General features: G+C 45.7%; 27 protein-coding genes. 14 read left to right on the forward strand and 13 right to left on the reverse strand.

Annotated elements, in window-relative coordinates; translation table 11 throughout:
- Window positions 1-56 precede the first annotated feature (56 nt).
- Genes L0659_RS00610 through L0659_RS00630 form a run of 5 tightly spaced genes read left to right on the forward strand, consistent with a single transcriptional unit; the run spans window position 57 to window position 3,206 of the window.
- Window positions 57-1,448 (forward strand): rhodanese-like domain-containing protein, encoded by a 1,392-nt coding sequence (locus L0659_RS00610; protein ID WP_235123573.1) that lies wholly within the window; start codon window positions 57-59, stop codon window positions 1,446-1,448.
- 45 nt (window positions 1,449-1,493) lie between these two features.
- Window positions 1,494-1,703, forward strand: coding sequence for a hypothetical protein (locus tag L0659_RS00615; RefSeq protein ID WP_235123574.1), 210 nt, complete (start codon window positions 1,494-1,496; stop codon window positions 1,701-1,703).
- Window positions 1,688-2,065, forward strand: coding sequence for a type II toxin-antitoxin system VapC family toxin (locus tag L0659_RS00620; protein WP_235123575.1), 378 nt, complete (start codon window positions 1,688-1,690; stop codon window positions 2,063-2,065). Before L0659_RS00615 ends, L0659_RS00620 begins: the two co-directional genes overlap by 16 nt.
- Window positions 2,066-2,125: 60 nt before the next feature.
- Complete coding sequence (locus tag L0659_RS00625) at window positions 2,126-2,701, forward strand: YeeE/YedE family protein (RefSeq protein ID WP_235123576.1); 576 nt, start codon at window positions 2,126-2,128, stop codon at window positions 2,699-2,701.
- Between the two features lie 13 nt (window positions 2,702-2,714).
- Window positions 2,715-3,206, forward strand: a complete 492-nt coding sequence (locus tag L0659_RS00630) for a DUF6691 family protein (protein WP_235123577.1) — start codon at window positions 2,715-2,717, stop codon at window positions 3,204-3,206.
- 1 nt (window position 3,207) lies between these two features.
- On the opposite strand, the gene L0659_RS00635 is transcribed toward L0659_RS00630, so the two are convergent.
- The 8 genes from L0659_RS00635 to L0659_RS00670 form a co-directional block, all read right to left on the reverse strand.
- The gene (locus L0659_RS00635) at window positions 3,208-3,951 is read right to left on the reverse strand and encodes a class I SAM-dependent methyltransferase (RefSeq protein ID WP_235123578.1); all 744 of its coding nucleotides are present in this window, start codon (window positions 3,949-3,951) and stop codon (window positions 3,208-3,210) included.
- 93 nt (window positions 3,952-4,044) lie between these two features.
- Window positions 4,045-5,481, reverse strand: a complete 1,437-nt coding sequence (locus L0659_RS00640) for a hypothetical protein (protein ID WP_235123579.1) — start codon at window positions 5,479-5,481, stop codon at window positions 4,045-4,047.
- Window positions 5,482-5,498: 17 nt separating this feature from the next.
- A complete protein-coding gene (locus L0659_RS00645) occupies window positions 5,499-5,840 on the reverse strand; it encodes a heavy-metal-associated domain-containing protein (RefSeq protein ID WP_235123580.1) in 342 nt (113 codons plus the stop codon).
- Window positions 5,841-5,860: 20 nt separating this feature from the next.
- Window positions 5,861-6,091, reverse strand: coding sequence for a heavy metal-binding domain-containing protein (locus L0659_RS00650; RefSeq protein WP_235123581.1), 231 nt, complete (start codon window positions 6,089-6,091; stop codon window positions 5,861-5,863).
- Window positions 6,092-6,121: 30 nt separating this feature from the next.
- On the reverse strand, window positions 6,122-6,691 hold the full coding sequence (locus tag L0659_RS00655; protein ID WP_235123582.1) for a response regulator transcription factor: 570 nt from the start codon (window positions 6,689-6,691) through the stop codon (window positions 6,122-6,124).
- 12 nt (window positions 6,692-6,703) lie between these two features.
- A complete protein-coding gene (locus L0659_RS00660; RefSeq protein WP_235123583.1) occupies window positions 6,704-8,929 on the reverse strand; it encodes a TonB-dependent receptor in 2,226 nt (741 codons plus the stop codon).
- Between the two features lie 90 nt (window positions 8,930-9,019).
- Window positions 9,020-9,484 carry an HYC_CC_PP family protein gene (locus L0659_RS00665; RefSeq protein WP_235123584.1) on the reverse strand — a complete coding sequence of 155 codons (465 nt, stop codon included), beginning with the start codon at window positions 9,482-9,484 and terminating at the stop codon, window positions 9,020-9,022.
- Window positions 9,485-9,505: 21 nt separating this feature from the next.
- The gene (locus L0659_RS00670) at window positions 9,506-9,715 is read right to left on the reverse strand and encodes a heavy-metal-associated domain-containing protein (RefSeq protein ID WP_235123585.1); all 210 of its coding nucleotides are present in this window, start codon (window positions 9,713-9,715) and stop codon (window positions 9,506-9,508) included.
- 237 nt (window positions 9,716-9,952) lie between these two features.
- Between L0659_RS00670 and L0659_RS00675 the strand changes: the two genes are divergently transcribed.
- Window positions 9,953-11,056: a lactonase family protein gene (locus tag L0659_RS00675; protein ID WP_235123586.1), complete on the forward strand. Its 1,104-nt coding sequence runs from the start codon at window positions 9,953-9,955 to the stop codon at window positions 11,054-11,056.
- Here the strand turns inward: L0659_RS00675 and L0659_RS00680 are convergent.
- Window positions 11,051-12,454, reverse strand: coding sequence for a TlpA family protein disulfide reductase (locus L0659_RS00680; protein ID WP_235123587.1), 1,404 nt, complete (start codon window positions 12,452-12,454; stop codon window positions 11,051-11,053). The two genes, L0659_RS00675 and L0659_RS00680, sit on opposite strands and share 6 nt — an antisense overlap.
- A 107-nt stretch (window positions 12,455-12,561) precedes the next feature.
- Here L0659_RS00680 and L0659_RS00685 point away from each other — a divergent pair, with 107 nt between their 5' ends.
- Window positions 12,562-13,335 carry a YdcF family protein gene (locus tag L0659_RS00685; protein WP_235123588.1) on the forward strand — a complete coding sequence of 258 codons (774 nt, stop codon included), beginning with the start codon at window positions 12,562-12,564 and terminating at the stop codon, window positions 13,333-13,335.
- A gap of 13 nt (window positions 13,336-13,348) precedes the next feature.
- Here L0659_RS00685 and pfkA read toward each other — a convergent pair whose 3' ends face one another.
- On the reverse strand, window positions 13,349-14,323 hold the full coding sequence (pfkA, locus tag L0659_RS00690) for a 6-phosphofructokinase (protein WP_234615831.1): 975 nt from the start codon (window positions 14,321-14,323) through the stop codon (window positions 13,349-13,351).
- A gap of 216 nt (window positions 14,324-14,539) precedes the next feature.
- On the opposite strand from pfkA, the gene L0659_RS00695 reads away from it, so the two are divergent.
- The 5 genes from L0659_RS00695 to L0659_RS00715 all read left to right on the forward strand — a co-directional run bounded on the left by L0659_RS00695 (window position 14,540) and on the right by L0659_RS00715 (window position 22,171).
- A complete protein-coding gene (locus tag L0659_RS00695; RefSeq protein ID WP_235123589.1) occupies window positions 14,540-17,038 on the forward strand; it encodes a YfhO family protein in 2,499 nt (832 codons plus the stop codon).
- A gap of 2 nt (window positions 17,039-17,040) precedes the next feature.
- Complete coding sequence (locus L0659_RS00700) at window positions 17,041-17,562, forward strand: DinB family protein (RefSeq protein WP_235123590.1); 522 nt, start codon at window positions 17,041-17,043, stop codon at window positions 17,560-17,562.
- Window positions 17,563-17,607: 45 nt separating this feature from the next.
- Entirely contained in the window at window positions 17,608-18,276 is a 669-nt protein-coding gene (locus tag L0659_RS00705) for a hypothetical protein (RefSeq protein ID WP_235123591.1), read from the forward strand.
- An 89-nt stretch (window positions 18,277-18,365) separates the two neighbouring features.
- Window positions 18,366-19,961, forward strand: a complete 1,596-nt coding sequence (locus L0659_RS00710) for an McrB family protein (RefSeq protein ID WP_235123592.1) — start codon at window positions 18,366-18,368, stop codon at window positions 19,959-19,961.
- Window positions 19,961-22,171 (forward strand): DUF2357 domain-containing protein, encoded by a 2,211-nt coding sequence (locus tag L0659_RS00715; RefSeq protein ID WP_235123593.1) that lies wholly within the window; start codon window positions 19,961-19,963, stop codon window positions 22,169-22,171. Before L0659_RS00710 ends, L0659_RS00715 begins: the two co-directional genes overlap by 1 nt.
- Window positions 22,172-22,180: 9 nt before the next feature.
- On the opposite strand, the gene L0659_RS00720 is transcribed toward L0659_RS00715, so the two are convergent.
- Genes L0659_RS00720 through L0659_RS00730 form a run of 3 tightly spaced genes read right to left on the reverse strand, consistent with a single transcriptional unit; the run spans window position 22,181 to window position 24,171 of the window.
- Window positions 22,181-22,543 (reverse strand): DUF983 domain-containing protein, encoded by a 363-nt coding sequence (locus L0659_RS00720; protein WP_235123594.1) that lies wholly within the window; start codon window positions 22,541-22,543, stop codon window positions 22,181-22,183.
- A 15-nt stretch (window positions 22,544-22,558) separates the two neighbouring features.
- A complete protein-coding gene (locus tag L0659_RS00725) occupies window positions 22,559-23,059 on the reverse strand; it encodes a hypothetical protein (RefSeq protein ID WP_235123595.1) in 501 nt (166 codons plus the stop codon).
- A complete protein-coding gene (locus L0659_RS00730) occupies window positions 23,056-24,171 on the reverse strand; it encodes a Fic family protein (RefSeq protein WP_235123596.1) in 1,116 nt (371 codons plus the stop codon). The genes L0659_RS00725 and L0659_RS00730 overlap by 4 nt, the downstream gene beginning before the upstream one ends.
- Window positions 24,172-24,400: 229 nt before the next feature.
- Between L0659_RS00730 and L0659_RS00735 the strand changes: the two genes are divergently transcribed.
- Window positions 24,401-25,357 (forward strand): EamA family transporter, encoded by a 957-nt coding sequence (locus L0659_RS00735; RefSeq protein ID WP_235123597.1) that lies wholly within the window; start codon window positions 24,401-24,403, stop codon window positions 25,355-25,357.
- A gap of 91 nt (window positions 25,358-25,448) precedes the next feature.
- Window positions 25,449-25,820: a hypothetical protein gene (locus tag L0659_RS00740; protein WP_235123598.1), complete on the forward strand. Its 372-nt coding sequence runs from the start codon at window positions 25,449-25,451 to the stop codon at window positions 25,818-25,820.
- Window positions 25,821-25,954 lie beyond the last annotated feature (134 nt).

Consider the following 25,954-nt stretch of genomic DNA (forward strand, 5'->3'; position numbering starts at 1 on the left):
CGAAAAGAAGTGGGTTTTGGTTAACTTCGTATCAATAAACTGAAAACTTATCCTTCATGAAAATAGAACAGATATATACCGGATGCCTGGCACAGGGCGCTTATTTTATTGTTTCAAACGGCGAAGCGGCGGTTATCGACCCTTTGCGTGAAGTTGAGCCTTACATTCAAAAGGCTAATAAAATCGGCGCGAAAATCAAGTATGTATTTGAAACCCATTTTCATGCGGACTTCGTTTCCGGACATCTCGACCTTGCTGAAAAAACGGGTGCTGAGATTGTTTACGGACCAAATGCGAATCCTGCATTCAATGCGCACATTGCTGCTGATAATGAGATATTTAAGTTGGGAGACATTACAATAAAAGCATTGCACACGCCAGGTCACACGCTGGAATCCACGAGTTATTTACTGTTTGATAAAAATCAGCAACCTACTGCGCTTTTCAGCGGCGACACGCTTTTTATCGGCGACGTAGGTCGTCCCGATCTGGCACAAAAAGGTGATCTTACGATGGAGGATCTCGCCGGAATGCTGTTTGAGAGCTTGCGTACAAAGATCATGACATTGCCCGACGACCTTATCGTTTACCCGGCGCATGGGGCAGGATCTGCTTGCGGGAAAAATATGAGTAAGGAAACTTCCGACACGCTGGGCAATCAGAAGCGGTTTAATTACGCATTGCGTGCCGATATGACCCGGGACGAGTTTATCAAAGAAGTAACAGCCAATCTGCCTGAACCACCGAAATATTTCCCCGAGAATGTGAAGATGAACCGCGATGGCTACGAAAGTATTGACGATGTGCTTGAACGCGGCGATCAGGCGTTATCTGCGGAAGCATTCGAAGCAAAAGCCAATAACACGGGTGCGCTTATTCTGGATACCCGAAAACCGGAAGATTTTGCAAAAGGATTTATTCCGAACTCCATTAACATCGGCATCCAGGGCGGTTTTGCACCGTGGGTAGGCGCTCTGATCCCGGATTTGAAGCAAAATTTGCTGATCGTGACAGAGCCTGGCAAGGAAGAAGAAGTGGTCACGCGTTTGGCAAGGGTTGGTTATGATCATACGATTGGATTTTTGAACGGCGGTTTTGAAACCTGGGTTGCGGCTGGAAAAGAAATGGATTCTGTCGACAATGTTTCTGCCAATGCATTCGCAGAACTTTATAACAGCCAGAGTCCCGAAGTGATCGATGTTCGCAAGCCCGACGAATTCACAGCTGGTCACATTGAAGGAGCCAAAAACCTGCCATTGGACTACATTAACGACCACATGGCCGATTTCCCGAAAGACAAAACCCTTTACGTGCACTGCGCAGGAGGCTACCGCTCCATGATCGCCGCCTCGATCCTAAAATCACGCGGCATCGATAACGTCGTCAACATCGAAGGAGGCTTCGCAGCCGTAGAGAAAACGAAAGTGCCTGTTTTGCAAGGGGTTTAGTTTTCACGCTGATTATTTGTATTATTAATCAAAAAATGATGCATTATGGAAACAATGATCGTTGAGCTGACGCATAAGCGTGCCTTGCAATTACTAAGAGATCTCGAAGCATTGGACATTATCAAACTGCACGACAATTCCGGGGTTCAAAAACCAAAACTATCGGAAAAATACAAGGGGATTCTTTCCAAAGAAGAAAGCCGGGATCTTAGCTTGCACATCAGCCAAATGCGTAATGAATGGACCAATATTTAATTGATACCAACGCAGTTTCACACTATTTGTCGGCCATGTTGACACAACAGGGAATTGATTTCATGGATGCTGTCATCGATGCAACTCCCAACTTGTCTGTGATTAGCCAAATAGAGTTACTCTCATGGAAAACGTCCAAGAGTAGCCATATAAGCGATTTTATAAATGATAGTTTGATTTTCAACATTACTCCCGAAGTTGTAGCAATTTGTGTGAATATTCGGAAGAACCGGAAAATGAAAACGCCTGATGCAATTATTGCAGCCACCGCAATTGCAAATGATTTTACGCTCATTACGGATAACGAAAAGGACTTTGAGAATATACCAAAGTTAAAAGTTGTCAATCCGAAGAAGCTCTAATCCCTTAACTCTCAACGGATTTTGATCTGGCGATTATTGATCTATCAATCAACCTTATACATGAATATCATCGAACTGCTTCGGAAACCTTGGCCTTGGTATGTGGCGGGGCCTTTGATTGGGTTGACTGTGCCGGCTTTGTTGCTGCTGGGGAATAAGTCTTTCGGGATTTCTTCTGCCTTGCGGCATATTTGTGCGGCGGTGATTCCGGCGAATATTTCCTTTTTCAAATATGATTGGAAGAAAGGGATATGGAATTTGTTTTTTGTAGCCGGCATTGTAATTGGAGGTCTTATCGCCACTTTTTTTCTTGCCAATCCAGATGAAATAGTGATCGCAGAGGCGACGCAGCAGACGTTAAGGGGCTTTGGACTGACCAGTTTTGCAGGATTAATGCCTGCGGAAATTTTTGGAACTCAGAACATTCTATCTCTCAAAGGACTTATTTTCCTTGTTTTCGGCGGTTTTCTGGTTGGTTTTGGGACCCGATATGCAGGAGGTTGCACGTCCGGACATGCGATCACTGGCTTAGCTACATTGCAATGGCCGTCACTGATTGCGACCGTAAGCTTCATGATCGGCGGGCTGGTTTGCACGCATTTGCTCCTGCCATTTTTGTTCAAACTCGTTTTTTAATTGAAATACAAACATGGAAAAGCCTGAAAATGCAACCGCGCTTTTAGAGGAAGATAAGGACGGGAGCAACACCCAAACGTCGGCCGAAGGGTTTGCAGCCAACTCCAAATATCTGATTATTGGCTTACTCTTCGGGATTGTTTTTGTGAAAGCGGAGATCGTTTCCTGGTTTCGGATCCAGGAAATGTTCCGGTTTGATTCGTTTCACATGTATGGTGTAATTGGCTCTGCAGTGCTGGTGGGGCTAATTTCTGTGCAGATTATCAAGCGATTTAACATAACAACCACTTCGGGCGAAGAAGTGATCATTCCTGAAAAAACATTCAGTAAGGGCCAGATTTATGGCGGACTGCTTTTCGGGTTTGGCTGGGCCATCACCGGCGCGTGTCCCGGACCATTGTTTGCGCAGATCGGAAGCGGTTATTTGGCGGTGATCATTACCTTGCTCAGCGCCATTGCGGGCACCTGGACTTACGGCTTATTAAGGCCTAAACTGCCGCATTAATTTACAGCTTACGGGCAACCAGATAAAGCTGTTCATCTCCTAATGTGAAAGGATCAGCTTCCAGGTTTCCGAAGGTTCCCACAACCTTCAAACCTGCGGATTCAAACATATAAGTGATTTCAGAAAGTGTAAAAATGTGCTGACGAACCGTGTGCGTCACTTTTTCGGAACCTGAGATAAAGGTTTGTTCCGCCTCAATGTAACCTTCCTCTGGCTTGTAATCGTTTTCCGCCAGATAGATAATGTCCTCTTTTACAGGCATCCAGTTGCGCGTCTGGAAATTGGGCAGAATGCTTTCGGCGAGGTTCTCCGTATGGATCGCAATGTGACCGCCTTGTTTTACAGCATCGGCCATTTTTGAAATAAACTGCAGCATTTCAGCCCTCGGGAAGAAGCTGAAACTGTTTCCAACGCAGTAAGCCGCGTCAAAAGTATTTTCTTCGATACTACATTGCAGCACATCGTCACAGATAACGGTAAGAGGCAGTTTCTGCTTTTTGGCAACCGCTTTTAGTTCATCACAATATTCACTGGAAATATCAATACAGGTCATTTCAGCACCTTCCTCTGCAAGCGGGACAGCGTGGCGACCGTAACCGGCCAGCATGTCCAGAACTTTGCTGCCTTCTTTTATTTCGAGCACATCCCGCAGAAAATCAACTTCATAATCGGTGTATTCTTCGTCCTGATGCAGTTTCCAGGCGCGTTGCGGAAGTCCTTTAAAATAATTGTGATACCAGGCCACGGGAGGGTTTTGATTTTTAATGAAGCGTAAAACTACAAAAAGCCGCCAGGATGACTGACAGCTTTTTTGAAATAAAGCATGAGCCGCATAACATTACATGCGCATCAGGCCTGGCGTTATCCGCAGGTAAACTTGTCCGGACAGCGGCGTGTCGCCGTAAACGGATTTGAGCGAATTTTCAATAGAGTAAATTCCCATTTGAGCTCCTGCTTGTAAAAGGGTGTTTTGGAAGGAGGTAATCTGGCGGTTGAGTCCAAGGGAAAACAGGGAAACTGGAAATTTATCTTTACCAATGTCATCATATCGGGTGATTCCCAGTTCATTAATGCTCTTCTCAACCCGTTCATAACGACCATAAACAGCCCATTTGTCCAGCTGCAGATTCGATTCCAGCAAAATAGCATGTTCCTTATGATGTCCTCCGGCCTCATTTAGCCCCCAAACCGCGGAAGTTGAAATCCACTTGTTTTTTCCACTCAAATTGGCTGAATGTTGTACAGAAGCCGTTGTCCGGTCCACATTTTCGCCGCCGTGCAACGGTTCAGGATTTTTGATAAAACCCCTGCTCACCTGCAACGCCCAATTGGTGGAAGGATTGAACAACAAGCGGTAACTATACGAATCAAAACGCGGCTTATCGAAGTCAAACCGGTTCTCGTTCGGCTCACGACCGGTAAAGGACGAACCTTCCAGTTTGAATTTCCAAAGCCGGATTCCCGCCGTTACAACTCCAAATGTAATGTGCGTCGCATCTTGCCAGTGATGGCCCAGAACAGCGTCCGGATTGTTGAAAGCCGACATTCGGTGCATAAATGCAGTTGGCCCCAGTGCAGGCTCGCCCGGATAACCTGCGTAAAGTGTCAGGTCAATGTTCTCGTTAAGTCTTTGGGTATAAGCAATGGAAAGCTCGGAAATGAGGTCGTGCGGATGTTGCTTATCGATCAGCGGCTCACCTTTCCAGGTCTCGCCGGATTGGAACAAAAGTGGGTAACCTGCGCCGCCGTCAAACAACCGGTCCAGCGAAACCATTGCCCGGACATTCAGCAAACCATTTTTGCCAACCTGCCGCTGTGCCATTCCCATGAACCAGTTTGGCACGCTAATCTTCGATTTTGAGCCTTTCAGGCCATCATTATTAAAATTTTGAGCAGTATAGCGGAGGAAAACGCTTCCGTGGAGCATGTAATTCCACTTGTTGGAATGCTTCATATAGGCATACATGGGCGTCGCGTCCGGCTGCCAGCCTGTGCCCGAGCCATTGCGTGTCATAGGGAGGCTTAGGGAAAAGCTGTGCGTCATATGCCCGGCATCATGTTTCATATTCCCGTGATCCATTTGGCTGTGGTCCATCTTGCTGTGATCCACAGTGTCGGCCTTCATGCGGTTATGATCCATGCCCTTCATGTCATGCCCGGCTGGCTTGGCTGTATCTTTTTTGGGTTCCTGATGGTGCTCGTGCTGCGCCAGGACTGGGGAAAAGGCGGTCATTATGCCGGCTAATGCCAGCATTTTAAGGTTATGATTTTTCATAGCGAAGTGAGTTAAAGTCAGTGAGCAGCGGCAGTCTTCCGGCAGCAGTCTGGTAACTTGTCGTGTGCTTTCTGGTTTGCCACTTGCGTATCGGCGTCGTAACCTGTGTTGATGATCGTCGCTTTAATGGCTTCCGGAGTGGTTTTGTTTGGATTGTATGTCACGGTAACCACTTTGTCTTTCAGGTCCAAATTGGATTCTCTCACACCTTTGGAAAGGCCGAGGTTACGCTCAATTCGTTCTTTGCACATGGTGCAAATCGCAGAAGTTTTGATTTTAATCTGCTTGTCACCGTCTGCCTGGGCAATGTTGATCCCTGCAAAAAGTGCTATTAATATGGATAGGATGGTCTTTTTCATGATTTCTGATTTTTTAATGATCAATGGTCGTGTCCCGCTGAATCTGTTTCTGCCATGGCTACTTCTTGTAAATCCATTTTGCAGACCGGACATTTTCCTGCTTCTGCGTACGTTTTTTCTCCCTCGCATTGCATAGGGCAAGCGAATTTCTTCCCGGCAGTTGCCTCGCTCTTAGCCTGTTCTGTTTTTGCATTATCTGTTCCGCAAGCAGTGAAAAAGAGCATTAGTGCAACAAAAAGGATATTTTTCATGATGATTGAAGGTTTTGTTTAATATCTGATTTAATGACCCACTTTATCAAGTGTTATTCTCGCCAATGTGCTTTTCTTGAACTCTCCCGGCGTCATGCCCGTCACTTTTTTGAACTGATTACTCAAATGCGCAGGGCTGCTATACGACAATCGCCACGCCATTTCGCTCAATGTCAATTCATTATAGGAAAGCCATTCTTTAACTTTTTCCGTTTTTTGCGCGATAATGTATTGTTCAATGGTCTGCCCTGTTTCAGAGGAAAAAAGATTGCTCAAATACGAATATTCATAACCGATCTTTTCAGACAAATAGTCCGAAAAGTTCTGCTGCTCAGGCTTGTGGCCTTTTAAATATTGCACTTCCTCAATGATCAATGTCTTTATGTGCTCCACAATTGCCAGCCGGCGGTCATCGAGTAATTCAAACCCGCTCGCTTCAAGCACAGTTTTTACTTTTAAAAGAAGCTCAGGATCAATGTCCTTTTCGGTTTCTACTTCCCCTAATGTGATAGCATGCAGCGTAACACCCAGGTTTTCCAGTTCTTCCCGGACCACCCGCTTGCAGCGATCGCAAACCATATTTTTGATATGCAGTTTCATAAGGCTCTTCAATTATCTCACTATTTTATAACGTATTCCTGCATAAATCATTCGTCCTACGACCGGTCCCCAGGCCATTCCCGCATCAAAGTTTTGTCCAAAAGGATCGTTAGCACCCATAATCGGGTTTTTCTGACGGAAATTGGCCAGGTTTTCACCTCCCAGATAAATGTCCCATTTTGGAAATGTACGGGTAACTTGTGCATTAAAATTATAAAATGATGGTGACATGGTGGAAGTGAGGTTGCCGGGAACGTGGTGCTCGTCAACGTGGCCCATGTAAGGGATGCGGCGCTTTCCGTTCCATTGCACCGTCGCGTCAAACTTCCATTTGTCGTAAGGCAGCGCATATCCCGCATTGAAAAGCACTCGGTCGCGGCTCACCATCATTCTTGGCAACAGCACGTTTTCGTCGTAAACATTGCGAAGGGTTTGCTTTACATCAAAAAGCCTGTAAGCAAGTTTCAATTCAAAACGTTTCAATGGGGTTAAATTCGCCTCGGCCTGGAAACTGTTCGCATAAGCACTGCCTTCCAGATTGTAAAAACGAATGTAACGCGGATCTTCCATATCGGCCACGAGCTGGTTTTCGAAAATGGTCCGGTAAAAATCCATGATGAAATTTCCACTCATATTGCCCAGCTTGAACTCCTGCGTAATACTCGCACCATAATTCCACGAAACCTCGGGACGGATGCTCTCCCGGAATTGCACCGTGCGCGAGCTCACCAGATTTCCATAATATTCAGCCAGCGGATTCGAAACCCTGAACCCTTTTCCTGCCGAAGCCCGAAGTGTCGTTTGGTCGGTCAGGCTGTATTTCAGATGCAATCGCGGCGTCCATTGCGTTCCGTAAAGGTTATGGAAATCGACGCGGCCGCCTGCTACAAGGACAAACTTATCCAGGTTATTGTAAGTATATTCAAAAAACGCCCCCGGAACCGACTCGTTTCTGGCTAGTCGAATGTCTTTGTAAAGCTCATTGTAATTGTCGAGCAAGTAACTCAAACCGGTTTTGTAAGAGTGGTTTGTATTGCCAATGATGGACTGATAAATAAGATTTCCGTACAAAGTTTTTTGTGTTCCATCATAATTATTCAGTCCAAAATAAGACCTGGAATCATGTAACGATGCATTTACAATAAAACCCAATCCCTTGTAGGGCTTATCCGGGAACAACCTTGCGATCTTGGAAAAGAACTCATAACGGTTGACTTTGGCACCAAAACCATAGACATTATCAGAGCCTTTCATTTCTTTTTCAAAGCCGTTTTGCCCGCCCAGCCGATCTTCGTGCAATGCTTTCACGCCAAACTGCGCCATCACTTTTTCACTTTGGTATTTCCACCTGTTCACTACATTATACTGCGTATAAAGTGGCATATCCAGGAATCCGTCGTCATTTTTATCAACGCGGTTGCGCAATGTGCTGGCATGCGTGAGGAGGCCCGTGCTCCACTTTTTGTTCAATTGTGTGGCCAGGTTCAGATTCACTTCCGCGCGACCGAAGTTATTGAGATAAGTGTTCAAATAAAGCTTTTCACGACTATCGGGTTTCTGCATTTCAACATTGATCTGCCCCGTCATGGATTCATAACCATTCACAACAGACCCCGCACCTTTACCCACATCAATCGACTGAATCCAGGTTCCGGGCACAAAATTGAGACCGAAAGTAGACGCCAGACCGCGGATGGAAGGGATGTTTTCAATGTTGGTCTGAATGTAAGTTCCGTTCAATCCCAGCATTTGAATTTGCTTGGAGCCGGTAACTGCGTCGGCATAGGAAACGGAAACCGATGCATTGGTCTCAAAGCTTTCAGACAAATTACAGCAAGCCGCTTTGGCCAGTGCGCGGGTCGTTATGATTTCGGTCTGGTGCGGCGAGAGCCTGTCGATCGTTGACGTATTACCGCGAACTACGACTTCATTTAATGTTTGATCGCTTTGCAGAACCACTTGCAGGTCGTTTTCCGCACCGATTTTAACTGTATCGTTTCGGAAGCCTACAAAGCTGATCACTAGCAAATTGGACTGTGCCGAGCGGGGAATGTTGAAACGTCCGCTGGCGTCCGTAGCCGTGGCCTGCGTTGTGCCGGACCAGTAAACATTAGCGCCTGTGATCGGTTTAAGATCTTTACTATCAGGCGCCTGCTCGTTCACTGAGCCGGTTATACGTTGGGCGTAAAGCGAGGAAGAAAGAAGAAAAAATAGTCCTCCCGTCAGATATTTAAGCATGATTTATTTAATTCATTGAAACAAAAGAGAAGCAATGCAAGATGTGCCTGTAAGCAAAGCAATGCACGTAAACTATTGAAAATCAATGTATCAAATCAGAAGGGATTGGATTGCATAGCGCATAGCTTTCCCATGCAACCGGGAGGAGAAGGATATATCAGGAATCGGCGGCGCATTGGCCGCTATTTCCTGTTCAATAAAAGATAAAAAGCCGGTAGGGGTAAAAAACAGCTGATCCGCGCTCCATGTTTTCAGCAATTTCGTCAACTCGTGGGCGCTGGAAGTTGTGACTTGCAGCTTTTCGAAAGTCTGGCTTTCCTTACAGCAATCGGTTTTTTTGAAAAAAGTCCCTTTCGCTTCTTTTAGTTTTTTGCTTTTGGCACAACACGAAGAGCCGGCCTTATCTGCGGAAGAATCCTTTTTAAGATCCGTAACAACCTGTACCGACTTGCCGCGTACCAAGCATTCATGCTCGATAAAGGCAAATCCCGTACTGCTCATCAAGACCAGAAAGGCCATGAAAACAGTGATGGATCGGTGTAAGTTGCTTTTCATATCATTCAAAGATATTAATTATCAGGCTATTTCTTCTGCATTATAACCCGCCTTTTTCATCAGTTCCGCAATTTCCTGGGGTGTTTTGCTCGTTTCCACTTTCAAAATCCGTTCCGGACTCCTCAGATCCACATTCCAGTTTTCAACCGCATTATCCTCATTCAAAAAAGGCGTAACAGTCGCCACACAGGCGCCACATTTAATATTGGTCTTAAATTTCAAAGTTTCCATTGTCTTGTTTACTATCAAAAATTACAAATTCCGTTCTGCAAATATCACCCCAACATCCCCCAAAGTTGTTACAGAATTATACAAATGAATTACAGAGTTTTTGGTTTTGCACTTTCAAGCCAGCCTTGTCCCATTCGGGACTTCGAAGCGGTCTCTTTTTATATTATTCAAGATAACATTAAAAATGCCTTTCGGCCTGCTTTCCCTTTCAAGTTGCCTTTACAAAATCAAAAATTCATGAAAAAGCTATTTACAGTCTTTGCCTTGTTGCTGGCCGGTTTGGTAAGCATATCATTTCAGGATAAAACGGTTGCATTCTACATTGGGACAGCAGACAAAGGCGCGAATTCTTCGGTTTCTCTTTGCGAACTGAACATGTCGACGGGGCAGGTCACATTGATTGATACATTCAACAATTGCGTGGGCCCGGGATATGTGGCGATTTCACCAAATAAGAAAAATTTGTTTGCCGTTGGAGGCGATAAAATCGTTGCATTCGCAATCGGCGGAGATAAAAAACTGACTTATCTGAACAGCGAATCATCCGCAGGCGCGGGGCCGTGTCACGTGTCCGTGCATCCATCCGGGAAGGCCGCTTATGTATCTAATTATGGCGGTGGAAGTTTTTCTGCATACGATTTGCAGCCCGGTGGCAAAGTGACAGCAGCAACTTATAAAGAGCAATACACCGGAACAGGCCCTAATGAAAAGCGCCAGGATAAAGCACATGCCCACTTTGCAACGGCGTCTCCAGACGGGAAATATGTTTACGTAACAGATCTGGGATCAGACAAAATCATGAATTATGTGGCTGATAGCAAAGGCGGAGCGCTGAAACCCAATCCGGCGCAGCCATTTTTCTCAGGCAAACCTGGCGCAGGGCCGCGGCATTTGATCATTCACCCTTCCGGTAAATCGCTTTTCCTGTTGAATGAGCTGGAAGCAACGCTTACTTCGTGCACAATCGATAAAAATGGGGTGATTAAGGCTGTTAACACCTATCCGACGATCCCGGCGGATTATTCAGGGCCGACGAACACAAGCTCGGCGATCCATTTACACCCTAATGGCAAATTCGTGTACGTTTCCAACCGTGGGCACAATTCCATCAGCGCATTTAAAATCGGCGCCAATGGTGCTTTGGAAATGGTGGATCAGCAGACGAAATCAATTGCTATCCCGCGTGATTTTAACATTGATCCCAGCGGGAAATTTATGATTGTGGCTAATCAATCGACTGATAATCTGGTAATTTATGATGTGGATGCCGCTACCGGGAAGTTCACTTTCAAGCAGGAGAGCATTGGTGTAAAAGCTCCTATTTGTGTCGCGTTCTTATAGTTTTCTGGCTACTTTGTTTTGATAGTAGTTCAGGAAATCTTCAAGTTGTTCCACCGGCATTTTGCGGGCGATAATCTTTTTGTTTTTATCCAAAATATAAATCATCGGCGTTGTGACGACATCGAATTTCTTGATGAAATCGATCTGGTTCAATGCGTCGAAGCCGTTTGGGACCTCTTCCAGATGGAATGTCTTGATGAATGTTTTCCATTCTTCCATATTATGATCCGTGGAAACGGTCATGATCTTGATCCCGTTGGCTTTGTTCTTGTCGTAAAAAGCTTTCAGTTTCGGAGCGGCTTCCTTGCAGTGTCCGCAGGTTGGTGAGTAGAAGAAAATGACGCTATAATTGGCATCCAAGGCCTGCACACTCACTTTTTTGCCTGCCGGATCGGTTAATGTGAGCGCCGGAAAAGTTTTATCAACCAGCAGGTCTTTTAATGTGTTCACCTTTTCGGCAATGCGTTTTTTAACGTCCTCGGAAGTGCCCATTTCGCCTGACAGATAATATTTCTGAGCCATATGCACCCAAACCGCTTCGGTACCAACCGTTTTTGGGTTTTCGTATTGGTTGGTAATGTATAAAACAACCTGCGACTTCACATCTTTATTGGCTGATGCCTTTTTAGCAAGCATATCCGCATCTTTAATCAGCGAATCAGGTCTTTGAACGACCAGGTTTTTGATGTAACGGTCCAGTTTCGGTTCCAGGAACGGCGTGTTAATGATCCGGGCATCGGAAAAGTCGAAATTATCCCAGTAATGTGCTTTGTAATAATTAAAAACCCAGATCGAATCCGGTTTGCCATTAGCCAGTTTTGGAGCAGCCGGAATTTCCGGGTCGGCCGACATTTTTAGCAATTTTACAGTAAAGGACTGTGCATTATCAGCCAGCGTTTTCAAACGATATGCATTAAAACTATCCTGCAAAGCCCTGATCTTGGTTCCGGCATCTGCGCCGCCGCCTTTTTTCAAAGCTTCAATTTCGAGCGCGCCGGCTTTCAGTTTCTTTTGGTAAGTATAAAAAAGCTCGTTTTCCGCTGAGCCCGTTACTTTCATATTGCCAATGGCGTCAATAGTATCCGTCTCAATCGAAAAATCCGGCTCTTTTCCCGAGTAAACCAACTCCACCCAGCTGCGGTTACCAGGAAAAAGGATCACGTATAAGCCTCCCGGAAGATCGGTTTTCCCTTCAAAAATTACTTTCCCGGTTGCATCCGCCTTCGCTGTGTCTTTTGGGACAAATGTCGTGTTGTTCCGACTGTAATGTCCGATTACCAATGACGAATCCGCAAGTCCTTTAATGGTTGCCTGAATGCGATAGCCTTGTGAAAAGACCGTTTGGGAAGCTGCAAAAAGCACCAGTATGAGAAGTAAAGTGCGGTTATAATTTTTCATCAAGGTAAATGTTGTTAGCTTATGAATGTTATATTTGGCTGGATCAAACTCTGCGAAAGCCACAAAATTAACTTCAAAACGATAACTTCTATCAGCATCTTATCCAAATGTTTTATTTTCTGTCCAAAGCAATAGATTTTGTAGCAATGCCGCTCAGCATTGTGTTCTTTCTGCTGCTTTTCAGTTTGTTGACCAGCAGACGCAATGGAAGCAAAGTGGCCGCGATATCTGCGTTTTTGCTGCTGTATCTCATATCAAATACTTTCCTGGTCAACGCCGTGCTGAACTGGTGGGAACCAAAGCAGGTTAACCTGCGCGATATACATGAAGTTTATGATGTTGGCGTGCTGCTTTCAGGCGGTTTGATGGATTCCAATCATCCGGATGAAGACCATCCCGTTTTAGGACAGCGGGGCGACAGGGTTCTGCAGACATTTCTGCTTTATAAGGCTGGTAAAATCAAAAAGATCCTGATCACCGGAACAAGTTCGGACCAGCGGATAGTGGTAGGAAAGGGAGAAACGAGGCTTGCTGCCCAACTTATGGTCAAATGGGGCGTGCCGACCGAAGATATTATTTTTGAAGAAAAAGCCCGTAATACGCGTGAAAATGCAAAATTTTCAGCGGCGATCTTGAAACAACGATTTCCTTCCGGTAAATACGTGCTGATCACCTCAGCATTCCATATGCGCCGGTCGGCCGGATGTTTTAACAAAGTGGGCATTCAGGCTGCCACTTTTCCGGCCGACTTCTATGGTGGGTATTATCAATTAAGATTGCAGGATTTCCTGATCCCTGATCCCGACGCGATCGCCGCTTTCAGCATGCTATGGCATGAGTGGATTGGAAACATTGTTTACAAACTGGTGGGCTACACCTGATCTGCAATCTTAACTACACACTCAGTATTTTTACCATTCTCAACAGATCTTCATTGATAGGCTTAGGAAGACGGATTGTGTCTTCAAATGGCGTATAAACTAGCTCGTTATTAATAATTCCGGCCATTACATTCTTTTGCCCGCCCATCAAACCTTCCAAAGCACCAAGACCCAGACGGCTCGCCAAAATGCGGTCATATGCAGAAGGAGGGCCTCCGCGTTGCGTGTGGCCTAATGTTGTTACGCGTATATCGGCATTTTCATCCACCTGGCCTTTGATCTTTTCCGCCACTTCCTGCGCGCTTCCTTCATCGTCGCCTTCCGCAACGATAATGATCGATGAAGATTTGGAACGGCTCCAGCCTTGTTTTAAAGTTTCTACAACCTCGGAGATTGGCGTCAGCACTTCCGGCACCATTACCAGCTCAGCGCCGCCCGCGATCCCGGATTGCACCGCAATGTAACCAGAGTCACGGCCCATTACTTCGATGAAAAATATCCGGTCGTGCGAGCTGGCCGTGTCGCGGATCCTGTCGATAGCATCCAATGCAGTGTTAACAGCCGTATCAAATCCGATCGTATAATCGGTTCCGTACAAGTCATTATCGATTGTTCCCGGTGCGCCTACGGTTGGAATGCCGTATTCGTTTCCAAAGATCATCGCGCCTGTGAATGTTCCGTTTCCGCCGATTGCTACCAGGCCTTCAATGCCGGCTGCCTGAAGGTTATCATACGCAGTTTTACGTCCTTCCGGAGTCATGAACTCCTTGCTTCTCGCCGATTTGAGGATTGTGCCTCCTCTTTGTACTATATTGCTAACCGAGTGGGACTCCATTTTATAGAGATCACCGGCAATCATTCCGCTATATCCTCGTCTTATTCCATAAACTTCGATCCCATGGTAGCAGGCTCCGCGCACCACCGCCCTAATGCAGGCGTTCATACCCGGGGCATCTCCTCCTGAGGTAAATACTCCAATTCGTTTCATTTAATTTCGGGTTACTTCTTTCGTTCTGTGTTCAGCTCCTTTAAAATCTTAAAGGCACAATTTCCGCAAATTTATCCGGTATTTTCTTAAAATATACGACCTGATTCCGAATTCTGTTAAAAAAATGCCGGATGAAGATTCAAATTTTACACCTCAAACATATATCATTACTTATATATTTGCGGCTGTTAATAGAAATTTAATATGCATTAACGAATGAAAAATTTGATTTCATGGCAGCGTTCCTGGCCGCATCTCGTCGCAGTCGTTGGGTTTATGATTCTTTCCATCGCGTACAATTCCCCTGTTTTACAGGGCAAAAAACTCACTGCGCAGGATGATGTCCAGGCCAAGGGAGCTGCACGGGAAGTTTTGGATTATCAACAACAAACCGGTGTATGGTCTGGCTGGACAAACGGGATGTTCTCGGGCATGCCCGCTTACCTCGTTGCCGCCGATTATCCCACGAGCGTGTCCACCAAGCTAGGTCAGGCTATTAACAGGCTTTTACCAGCGCCAGCCAATTATTTCCTTATTGGCATGGTGAGTGCATATATTCTTTTTCTGGTACTGGGGGCAGGAAGCTGGCTTGCCGCCATCGGCGGCGTTGCTTTCGCTTTTTCAGCATTTAATGTCATTAATCTCGAAGCCGGGCACGTTTCTCAGGTCATCGCGATCATGTATGCGCCGGGTGTTTTGGCAGGTGTGATTTTGGCTTTCAGGAAAAACTGGCTTGCAGGAGCAGCATTAACAGGCCTTTTCCTATCACTAGAACTTTACGCCAACCACGTCCAGATCACCTATTATCTGGGGATCGGGATCATTATATTAGTCATTGCAGAGAGTGTTTCGTATATCAAAAAGGGTTTGATCAAAGACCTTACATTGATCCTGGCCGGTCTTGCCTTTGCCGCCGTTGTGGCCGTTGGGACGCATACGACGCGACTTTGGAATGCATTTGATTATACCAAAGAAACCATCCGAGGCAAATCGGAGCTGACGCCCAGGGCAACGCCGGGCGGTGTGGCAAGCGACAACGGAACAGGCTTGGATAAAGATTATGCATTTACATATAGTTACGGCTTCGGAGAATTGCTCACATTGGTTATTCCCAATGCTTATGGCGGCACGTCTTATGGTCCGCTTACGAACAATTCAGAATCCTATAAAACATTGGTTGCGCGTGGTATAGACCCTGCATCTGCATTAAGTGTGGTCCAGCAACTGCCACTATACTGGGGCGATCAGCCGATTATGGGCGGGCCGAATTATGTCGGGATCATTGTCTTTTTCCTTTTTGTCCTGGGTTTATTTATTGTCAAAAATCCGATCAAATACTGGGCTGGCGGGGTCATCCTGCTTTACATTATATGGGCTTTGGGTAAAAGTTTTGCAGGGATCAATTACCTGTTTTTTGATTATTTCCCGATGTTCAACAAGTTCAGGGCGATGACCATGGTCGTTTCTCTTGCGCAACTTTTAATGGTTCTGGTAGGCGTGCTTGCGCTGATTGAGATTGCTCAAAAACGTGTGGAATGGAAAGAATTTCAGAAATCATTCCTCATTACATTAGGCATTACGGGCGGCGTGACGCTTATCCTGGCCCTTATGCCAGGCGTGTTTTTCAATTTTCAGGCAGCTGGCGATGCGCAGTATCTTGAACAATATCTGATGCCTCAGATGCGGGACCAGGCGTTTGCCCAGCAATTCATGAACTCCATTGTTCAGGACCGCGCCAGTCTGATGAAAAACGATGCCATCAGGAGCCTGATATTCCTTTTGCTAGCCGCCGGACTGGTTTGGTTTGCGATGAAGGATAAAGTAAAACCCGTTCTGTTCCACGGAACATTGCTGATCCTTGTGATTTTCGACCTTTTTGGAATTGATAAAAGATATTTAAATGATGAAGACTTTTTGAGCAGCTACGCTGCCCAGGGTGTGACCACGCCTTCGCCTGCTGATGAACAAATTTTACGTGATCCGGACCCGAATTACCGTGTTTACGATCTTTCATCGCGGCAGGGACCAACCAACAGCGCCGACGCTTCGTATTTTCACAAATCGCTGGGTGGTTACCACGGTGCCAAACTGCGCCGTTACCAGGAGCTGTTTGAGCGACAACTCGCTACGCAGAAGCCTAATTCCAACATTATCAACATGCTGAACACCAAGTATATCCTTTTCCCGGATCAGCAGGGTAATAAGGTGGCTCAAACTAACCCCGATGCTTTGGGCAATGCCTGGTTTGTGAAAAGTTATAAAGTGGTGCCCAATGCCGATGCTGAAATGGCTGCCCTCGATTCATTAAAACCGAAACAGGAAGCGGTTCTTGACCAGAAGTTTGCATCCAAGCTAACCGGGCTGACATTGCAGCCCGACTCAACGGATAAGATCAGCCTCACCAGCTACAAACCCAATGAACTGATCTATGAAAGCAACTCCAAAAGCGAAGGATTAGCTGTTTTTTCAGAAATCTATTACAATGTCCGTAACGAATGGAAGGTGACTATTGATGATAAACCGGCTGATATGTTACGTGCAAATTATGTTTTGCGAGCATTAAGGGTTCCCGCCGGCAAGCATACCATTAAATTCAGCTTCGAGCCCGTTTCCGTTGCCGTAGGAAGCAAAATCGATCTGGTAAGCTCCATATTATTGGTCGCGCTGATTGCCGGGGCTATATTTGTCCAAACCAAAAAGGAGAAAACCGCATAGCCATGACCGACCGCCAGTTTCCTATAGGCCGCTTCATCCTGCAAGAAGATTATTCAAAACCAGACATTGAGGGTTTTTTAGACATCATAAACACAAGTGCCTCAAAGTACCGGGAACTGGTTCAAGGGCTTGGAGATGAAGACCTTGCCAAGACCTACCGCGAGGGAAGCTGGAACATTCGCCAGCTGATCCATCATGTGGCTGACATTGCATTGCTACATTATTTCAGGATGAAAAAAGCGATCACCGAACCGGATTACACCGCGCCTACGATGATCAATATGGACGCCTGGGCAGCAACTCCCGACTCACTGGAAATGCCTGTTGCGGATTCGCTTCACATCCTCGCGGGTACTAACCAGCGCTATGTTTATTTTGCAGCGGGCCTGGATGAAGAAAAATTATCGAAGGCTTACTTCCACGCTGTCAGGCAAATTTGGCTGAGCCAAAAAGCGGCTCTGGCAATGTCTGCCTGGCATTTGCAGCATCATTTAGCGCATATTAAGCTGGCTTTGGGAGAGTAGCTGATAGCCTGCTAGTATTGATTTAAATAGCAATTTTTTACGTGCATGGACAGTGATATTCTCTTTGGGGCTGTTGTTGTGTATGCAGTTGGCGCGTTCTATTTTGCAACAGGTAAATCAACCAGGATTTTAGGTGTTTTAATTCTTTATACCCTTTTTCAGTCGCTGCTAGGGTTGTTTGATTTTTACAAAGCGGAGTCAGCTATTCCACCGCGATTGATACTGTTGATCGGTCCGGGATTCCTGTTTGCAGGATATCTTTGTTTATCCACTCGGGGGAAGCATTTTTTGGATAGTCTTGATCTCAAATTCCTGACATTGCTGCACGTCGTTCGGTTGCCGGTTGAAATTGTCCTTTATTATGTGTTTGCAGCAGGTTTTATCCCGGAACTAATGACTTTCGAAGGAAATAATTTCGATATTTTTTCCGGCGTTTCAGCGATTATCATTTTCTATTTCGTTTTTGTGACCAAACAAGTTGGTTACAAATTACTGCTTATCTGGAATGTGATCTGTTTGATATTCCTTATCAATGTAGTTGGCATTGCAATGTTGTCGGCAAAAACGCCTTTTCAGCAACTATCTTTTGATCAGCCGAATATCGGCATAACATATTTTCCACTTGTATTGCTTCCTGCTGTAGTAGTCCCTCTTGTTTTAATAGCCCACATTGCCGCAATCCGTCAGCTTTTTATTAATAGACTTGAAAACTGACAAGTATTTCCATTGAATAGAAATAAAAATTCAGCATCTTTAAAACCTCAACGGGGATGAATTTTAAAGACCTCTGAACACACTATTTCATGGAATACTTTGACGAACTTTCCAGGTTTCTGGAACAGTCGCAGGGCGATAGCCTCAAAACTGCGCATTTTGCTGACCAACTAAACGGCTTAAAAGTCAAGCTGAGTTTTGGAAAAGGGAACCCGGCAAGGGTTACCTGGATCGCTTTTCTGGCAGAAGGGCAAACGATCACCAACGGCATTTATCCCTTTTATCTATATTACAAAAAGCAAAACCTGCTCGTGCTGAGTTACGGGTTGAGCGAAACCATTCCACCGAATACGAGTTGGAAGCTTGCTGATCCGGTCAGGATCACAGATTATTTTAAAGAACACAATCTTGGAAAACCTGCCCGATACGGTGCTTCACTGGTTTTTAAAGCCTATGAGCCCGAAAAGCTGAATAGAGCGGAGATTGAGGAAGATCTTGCAGAAATTATCAGCATTTATAAGGGAACAGTGGGCGAAAAGCGAATTCCGCCCCGAAAGAAGTCAAGTTTCAGAATGGAATTTGACTACAAAGCATTTCAAAGGAGCATTGCGGAATGTAATCTGCACATTAACCCCAATTTCACATTACGCTTCGTCGCTTCACTGCTTGCCAAGCCGTTTGTAATCCTGACGGGACTTTCCGGGTCGGGGAAGACGAAACTTGCGCAGGCGTTTGCAAAATGGATTTGTGAAAGAGAAGATCAGGTTTCGCTAGTCGCCGTTGGGGCTGATTGGACCAACCGCGAACCCCTCTTGGGCTATCCTAACGCGTTAGAAGAAGGCAAATACGTGAGGCCGGACAGCGGCGTGCTGGATTTGATCTTACTGGCCGACAAAAATCCGGCAAAGCCATATTTCCTCATTCTCGACGAAATGAACCTGAGCCACGTGGAGCGCTACTTCGCTGATTTCCTGAGCGCAATGGAGTCAGGCGGCGACATTAAACTGCATCCTGAATTTAATAATAAACACGACAATGTGCCTTCCAAAATCAGGCTTCCCAAAAACCTGTTTATCATTGGAACTGTCAACATTGATGAAACCACTTATATGTTCAGTCCCAAGGTTTTGGACCGTGCCAATGTGATCGAGTTTAGGGTGATACAAGAGGAAATGGAGCATTTCTTAAATCTTGACTGCACATTAAACCTGGATTTGGTAAACGGGTCCGGTTCCTTGATGGCGGCAAGTTTCGTGGAGCTGGCCTTGAACAAGCAAATAGCGACGAATGACAAAGCGCTGGTTAGTGACGCATTATTAGGCTTTTTTGGACAACTTCAAAAGGTAGGCGCGGAGTTTGGCTATCGTAGCGCCGCTGAAATTGTGCGTTTTGCAGCCATCGCCCATAAAATTGAGCCCGAGTGGAAGGCAAGTGGGATCATTGATGCAGCCATCGTCCAGAAGTTGCTGCCAAAAGTGCATGGATCAAGGCGCCGGTTGGAACCTGTTTTAAAAACATTAGCCACATTATGCGTGGCAGATGCGAACAAAATCGAGGATTATTTAAATGCGGGAAAAGGGCTTGCTGAAACCGGGGAAGTACATTATCCTATCACATTGGAAAAGCTTGGAAGAATGTATAAAGGTCTCATTGATAATGGATTTACCAGCTTTGCGGAAGCTTGATGGAAAATGGACTTTCGATTCGCATTCAATCTGGCCTGCATTATATTGAGCTAACAATTATTGGTGAGGACATTGATCAGGAGACGATTTTCAGGGTCGATCCGGTGGAGGCATCGGAAAACGGTGAGGCTCAAATCCAGTTGATAGAAGGGCATTTTTATGAGTATAGTGTTTCTGGCGGTTATCGTTTGAAGGCTTCCGAAATTGTTTTCCCGTCTAAAATCAACCCAAGCTCGGGCAGGCTGGCGCCAAACATTTACACGGGAACGGCGACTTTTGAAATATTGACGAACAATCAGGAGCAGAAATGTGCAGACTTTAAAGTCGAGATCCGTTCCAAAAAGGTCAGTTACCGACAGGATTACCGCTTGATGCTTGAAAATATCACAATGCATTGCGCGGATTTGTTGCTCGCACACAATGCACCGGTGACACACAATTTCACGGTTGATTTCAATCAGGACTCGCGGACATTATACCAGCGCTTTGCCTTTATCAGGTCCATTTTGCAAGCGGATGACTTCGTCGGCGCAGTCCAGAAAATTATTGGCGTTCCGGTCACAAAATGGTCGGAGCGTGAGGAAATGAAGGATATTCGCCGCATTAGGCGCGTCGACGGCCGGATTATCCGGCACATTGCTGGCTCCGGTAATCGAATGCGCCTACCTGCTTCGCATTCACTTTTCGAAACGCTGGGGACCATTCCGGCACGTGTTACCATTTTATCCAAAACAGAATCGCTGGACACGCCGGAAAACAGGTTTGTAAAACATGCCCTAACCCATTTTGCGGCACTGGTGAGTGATTTCAGATCACATGCGAAAGCTGACAGCAGGCTTTTTGACGAAGCCGTTATTCTTGAAAATGAGCTCAATTCAATCCTTTCAAATCCATTTTTTCAGCAGGTAAGTCATCCGTTGATATTATCGCTGAATAGTCCGGTTTTGCAAAGGAAATCGGGTTACAAGGAGATTTTTAGAGTTTGGCTGATGTTTGACCTGGCTGCAAAGCTGGTCTGGCGCGGTGGGGACGACGTTTATGGGGCAGGAAAGAAGGATGTCGCAGTCCTTTATGAATATTGGCTGTTTTTCCAGCTTCTGGATCTGATGAAGGCCGTTTTCGACATTACTCCCGCGAGCATTGAGAGTTTGATTAAACCGACAGCCGACGGTTTAGGTCTACAACTGAAACGGGGCAGGCATGTGGCGGTTCAAGGTATTTTCAATGGTCATTCGCGGAGACTTCATGTTGAATTCAGCTTCAATCGCTCGTTTTCAGGCAAGAATGATTACCCTAATCCCGGCAGCTGGACTACGGGAATGCGTCCCGATTTTACGCTTTCGATATGGCCTGTGGGAATCAGTCAAGCCCAAGCCGAAACGGAGGAACTGATCGTGCACATTCATTTTGATGCCAAATACCGGGTCGAGTCTTTTACGGAATATAAGCGGGATGATCTTTTGAAAATGCATTCTTATAAAGATGCAATTCGCAGAACAGCAGGCGCTTATGTTTTGTATCCGGGTGAAGGGGACAAGCCCTTCAAGTGGAAAGGATTCAATGAGCTCATTCCCGGTTTGGGTGCCTTTGCCGTGCGGCCGTCCCGGAGCGATAGCGGCATTTCTGCTTTGCGGAATTTTCTGAACGATGTAACCCAGCATTTTTTAAACCGCGCGTCGCAGCGCGAAAAAGCTGCTTTCCGCAGTTATGACATCTATAAGCACAAGACAAATGAGGCAGTTACGGAGCAATTGCCCGAAACAGTCGGAAAGAACCGGAGCCTGATTCCGGACGAAACATTTGTGATCATTGGTTTTTATAAAAATGCGGAACAGCTTGCCTGGATCGAGAAAAACCGGCTTTACAATTTCAGGACGGGCACGGATAGCGGCTCACTTCCGCTCGGGGCGAAGCAGGCTGAGGCCAAGTATCTCCTGCTGCACGGGCCACGGGAAACGATTTCCGGGAGGTTATGCACGCTTCAAAATGACGGTCCAAGGATTTTTTCCAAACAGGATTTAATAAAAAAGCATTATCCCAAACCAAAAGGAGCATTGTATCTCGTATACAACATTGATTTAAAGGTCGAGCGCGAATTTGAAAACCAAAAATGGGACATTACGAAACTGGCTGGTTACAAGCCTAACAGGGCTTCCGGCGTTCCGTTCGTGGTAAGTTTGTCAGAATTATCAAAAGCGTTGGTGAAGTGAAGGAGCGGTCTACTTTTCTTTCTCAAAATCAACAAAAACGTTGATCCATATGGCTCTGCCGAGCCGGATAATGATGGGTTGGAGCAAGAAAAGTATTGCCGTAATGGTGACAAAAAACCAGTTCAGGTCCATTTTGAAATAAATCAAAAGTACAATGGACAGGATCGCCATGATGAATATCACGATCGGGAAGCTTGTCCACAATGCACCAATGTAAAATCCCGGCTCGATCTGAAAATCCTGGTTGCATACCGGGCACCGGTCGGGCATTTGCATGGCGTTTTTGAAACTATAAGGATTTTTATGGACGAAAAGGTCGCCTTTATGACAACGCGGACATTTCAACCGGAGCACACTATATAATTTTGACATGGTCGCTGGTTTCGGTTATTTCCTAACCGGCGCCAAACCTTTCATCGCTTTTTGGCCGATAGCAGGCATTTTCGCGACAGGCGCAAGTAATTTAGCCTCTTTTTCTGGCTCCAAATATTCGAGGGCTCCTGATAAATAACGCTCGACAATGAATTCCTCCTCTTTCACAAACTGGATTGAAGTCTCGCCGGTTAGATGCGAAATGTCATAGAGCTTTTTGTGAAAAATAGCTGCTTCAAGGTTTCCATTGAAATGATAATCATTTTGAAAACCATGATCAAATTTGAAGACGATCGGTGTTCCGGCATTTGCAATGAGGCTTTGCGGCGTGCCGGTTAGCGTAATCGGAATGTAAGTTTTCTTATCGTAAATAAATCCGCCGTGGTTGTTCTTAATATGTTCCCGCATTTTACGCGGCGTATCACCCACGAAAAGCACATCCACAAGCAAAATAAGCTTCGCCGCATTGAATTGCGCGGCGTCCTGGATGAGGGGGAGTTTTGAAATTTGTATCATCGTTCTAAAATCCTTATCAAATCTTCATTAATGTAATATATTTCTTTACCATCCCGCTTGGGTGTCAGGATTTTAGCATTAACCAAGTCATCCATATATTTTGCCAGCGTGGTACGGGAGGTTTTGCCGATTGCTTCACCCAGTGTTTTCGGTTTACTATATGGTTGGCTAAAAAGAGCTTCATTCACTTCTTTGTTGTACCATTTGATATGTTTTTTTCCATGAATGAAGGTCTCCGACATCTGACCCAATATGTCGTCTATAAGTTCGCTGGTGAATAACGATGTTTTTTCCACAGCATCGAGCATGTATAAAATCCAGTTTTTCCATTCGCCTCGTTGCGTTACACCGGCCAAATTATAATAGTAGTCATCTTTATGTCTGATAATGTATTGTGATAAATATAAAACTGGCAGCGACAGGAGTTTTTTATTTACCATATACAACAGATTCAGTACGCGTCCCGTTCTCCCATTGCCATCTTGAAACGGGTGAATGGCTTCAAATTGATAATGTGCAATGCACATTTTAAGAAGTGGGTCAACCGGATATCTTTGATCGTCGTTTAAGTATTCGGTTAAATTAGCCATCAGATTCTCAATGATTCCCGACCCTCTCGGCGGCGTGTAAATCGTTTCGCCAGCCCTAAACTCACTTTCACCTCTTTTTATGACAATGACGGCCTGCGGAACACGCAGCTCAGATTTGGTATCCTTAATCTGCTGAAAAATGCTGATAATTAAGTCTGTGCTTATTTCGCCATTTTTTAGCAGTTCGTGATAACCCGCCCAAAGTGCTTCTCTGTAACGAAGCACTTCTTTGGTCGCAATATTAGTCCGGTCCTCTTTCGCGGTATCGGAGACCGCCTTATAAAGATCATCTTCCGTTGTGAAAATATTTTCGATTTCTGTGGAGGTTCTGGCTTCCTGCAATGCAATGGTGTTAATCAACATTAGTGGATTAGGAATGCGTAAAACCGTAGCATTAACCGCTGCAAGTGCGCGGGATGCTGAGACCAGTTTTTTCAATACATCAATATCATCTTCAATGCCGGATTGAGGAGGCAGCGGTGGCAACGTGTTATATGGCTTATTGCGATCGTATTTTTCCATTCACATAACATGTCCATTTTTAGGCATAAATTGGACATGATGCAAATATATGTCCATTTTCTGGACACATTATTAGTACATGTTCATTTTTTGGCTAAAATTGGACACGTAATTTGCATTTATGGTCTGATTTTTAAGGAACATCCTAAATATCACACATTTTGAAATCGAATAGCCAATCGGTTAGCCAATTGATTATCACCGCATTAAAGACAAAAAACGTCGTTTTATGGAAAGCAAAGACATTGCGCAATGGAAAGTGGCACTTGCCTTTTTTGCTATTTATGTCGTTTGGGGCACTACCTACATTGCGATTACATTTGGCCTGGAAAGCTTTCCGCCGTTTCTCTTTTGTGCTTTTCGCTATTTTACGGCTGGGATTTTATTGTTTCTGATTGCTAAAGCGCAAGGTCATCAAATCCCGCCCACAAAAATTATCACGACAGCTTCCATCGGCGGCACAATTGCGCTGGTGGGTGGTTCGGGACTGGTTACCTGGGCGGAGCAGTACATTGGTTCTGGCCATGCGGCGACGGTGATCGCCACGGAACCGTTCATGTTTATCCTGTTTGATCGTAAGTTGTGGCGGTTCTATTTTTCTCAAAAAACCATCATCGCCGGGCTTCTTTTGGGATTTGTCGGCCTTGTGCTATTTTCTTACGCTGCTGTTCCCAAAGCAGGAACGGAAAACATGCAGCTCATCGGAAACATTGTTTTAATATTAAGCGCAGCCTTGTGGGTGGCCGGTTCGCTGTTCAGCAAAAGGGCAGACACCGCAGGTTATTCCAATGTTATGCTAGCTGGAATTCAGTTGATGGCGGCGGGGATTGCGAGTGCGATTTTTTCTGGATTAGCGGGTGAATACTCGCGCTTTTCCCTGGTGAATGTCACTTTCGAAGCTTGGAGCAGCCTTGTTTACATGATTACGATGGGTTCGATGGTCGCTTTTCTGGCCTTTACCTGGCTCATGACCATTCGCCCGCCAGCGCTTGTGAGCACGCACACATATGTGAACCCGGTTGTGGCTGTGCTTGTGGGATGGATGATCGCAGGTGAGACATTCAACGCCATGCAGATCGTCGGGCTGGTAATTATACTTTTAGGCGTACTGCTCACCAAGTTCCAGGAATACAAAACGATGCCTGTTTTTGCAAAATACTTTTTCCCGGGCCGCCAGAAAATGTGAAAGCTTAACCTTTCAAAGCGGCATGATAATTTTCAGGATTCAGCATCAATAACTAAATTAGGCCACATCAGATAGCATAAACAGCCCATTCATGACAGTCAAAACATACAGATTTATAGCATTACTAGGCGACGGCCGGGAAAGGTTCAGCGATAAAGCACTGGACGAAGAATGGCCGACAGAACCCATCGTGATCGACGCATTCGGCTTTTCCGACGTTTACCGCTATTCGGGCGTTGTCTTTTTAAACGAAGAATGGTTTGCCAAATACAGCAAAAACTGGCGCAACGACACCTCCAAAATCGACGCCCTGCTCACCGATCTTATTAAATACACGGCGAAGGACGTTCATTCTGAAAATTTAGCGAAGATCAAAGATTACCTGGCCTCCCCGCCGGAAACGTTGGAGGAGACGATTGAAGTTTGGAAAGGGTTTTATGATCCTGAGTTGCGGGTGATCTGAGTCACTTATCCTGTCACCCTGAGCGGACCGGGCGGTCGAAGACACTTCCCCTGTCACCCTGAGCGGGGGGGGGGGGGGGGGGGGGGCGGGCGGGTAAGCGCCCCCCGCCGCGCGCGAGCGGGGGGGGGGGGGGG

The organism is Dyadobacter sp. CY347 (assembly GCF_021502655.1).
GTDB lineage: Bacteria > Bacteroidota > Bacteroidia > Cytophagales > Spirosomataceae > Dyadobacter.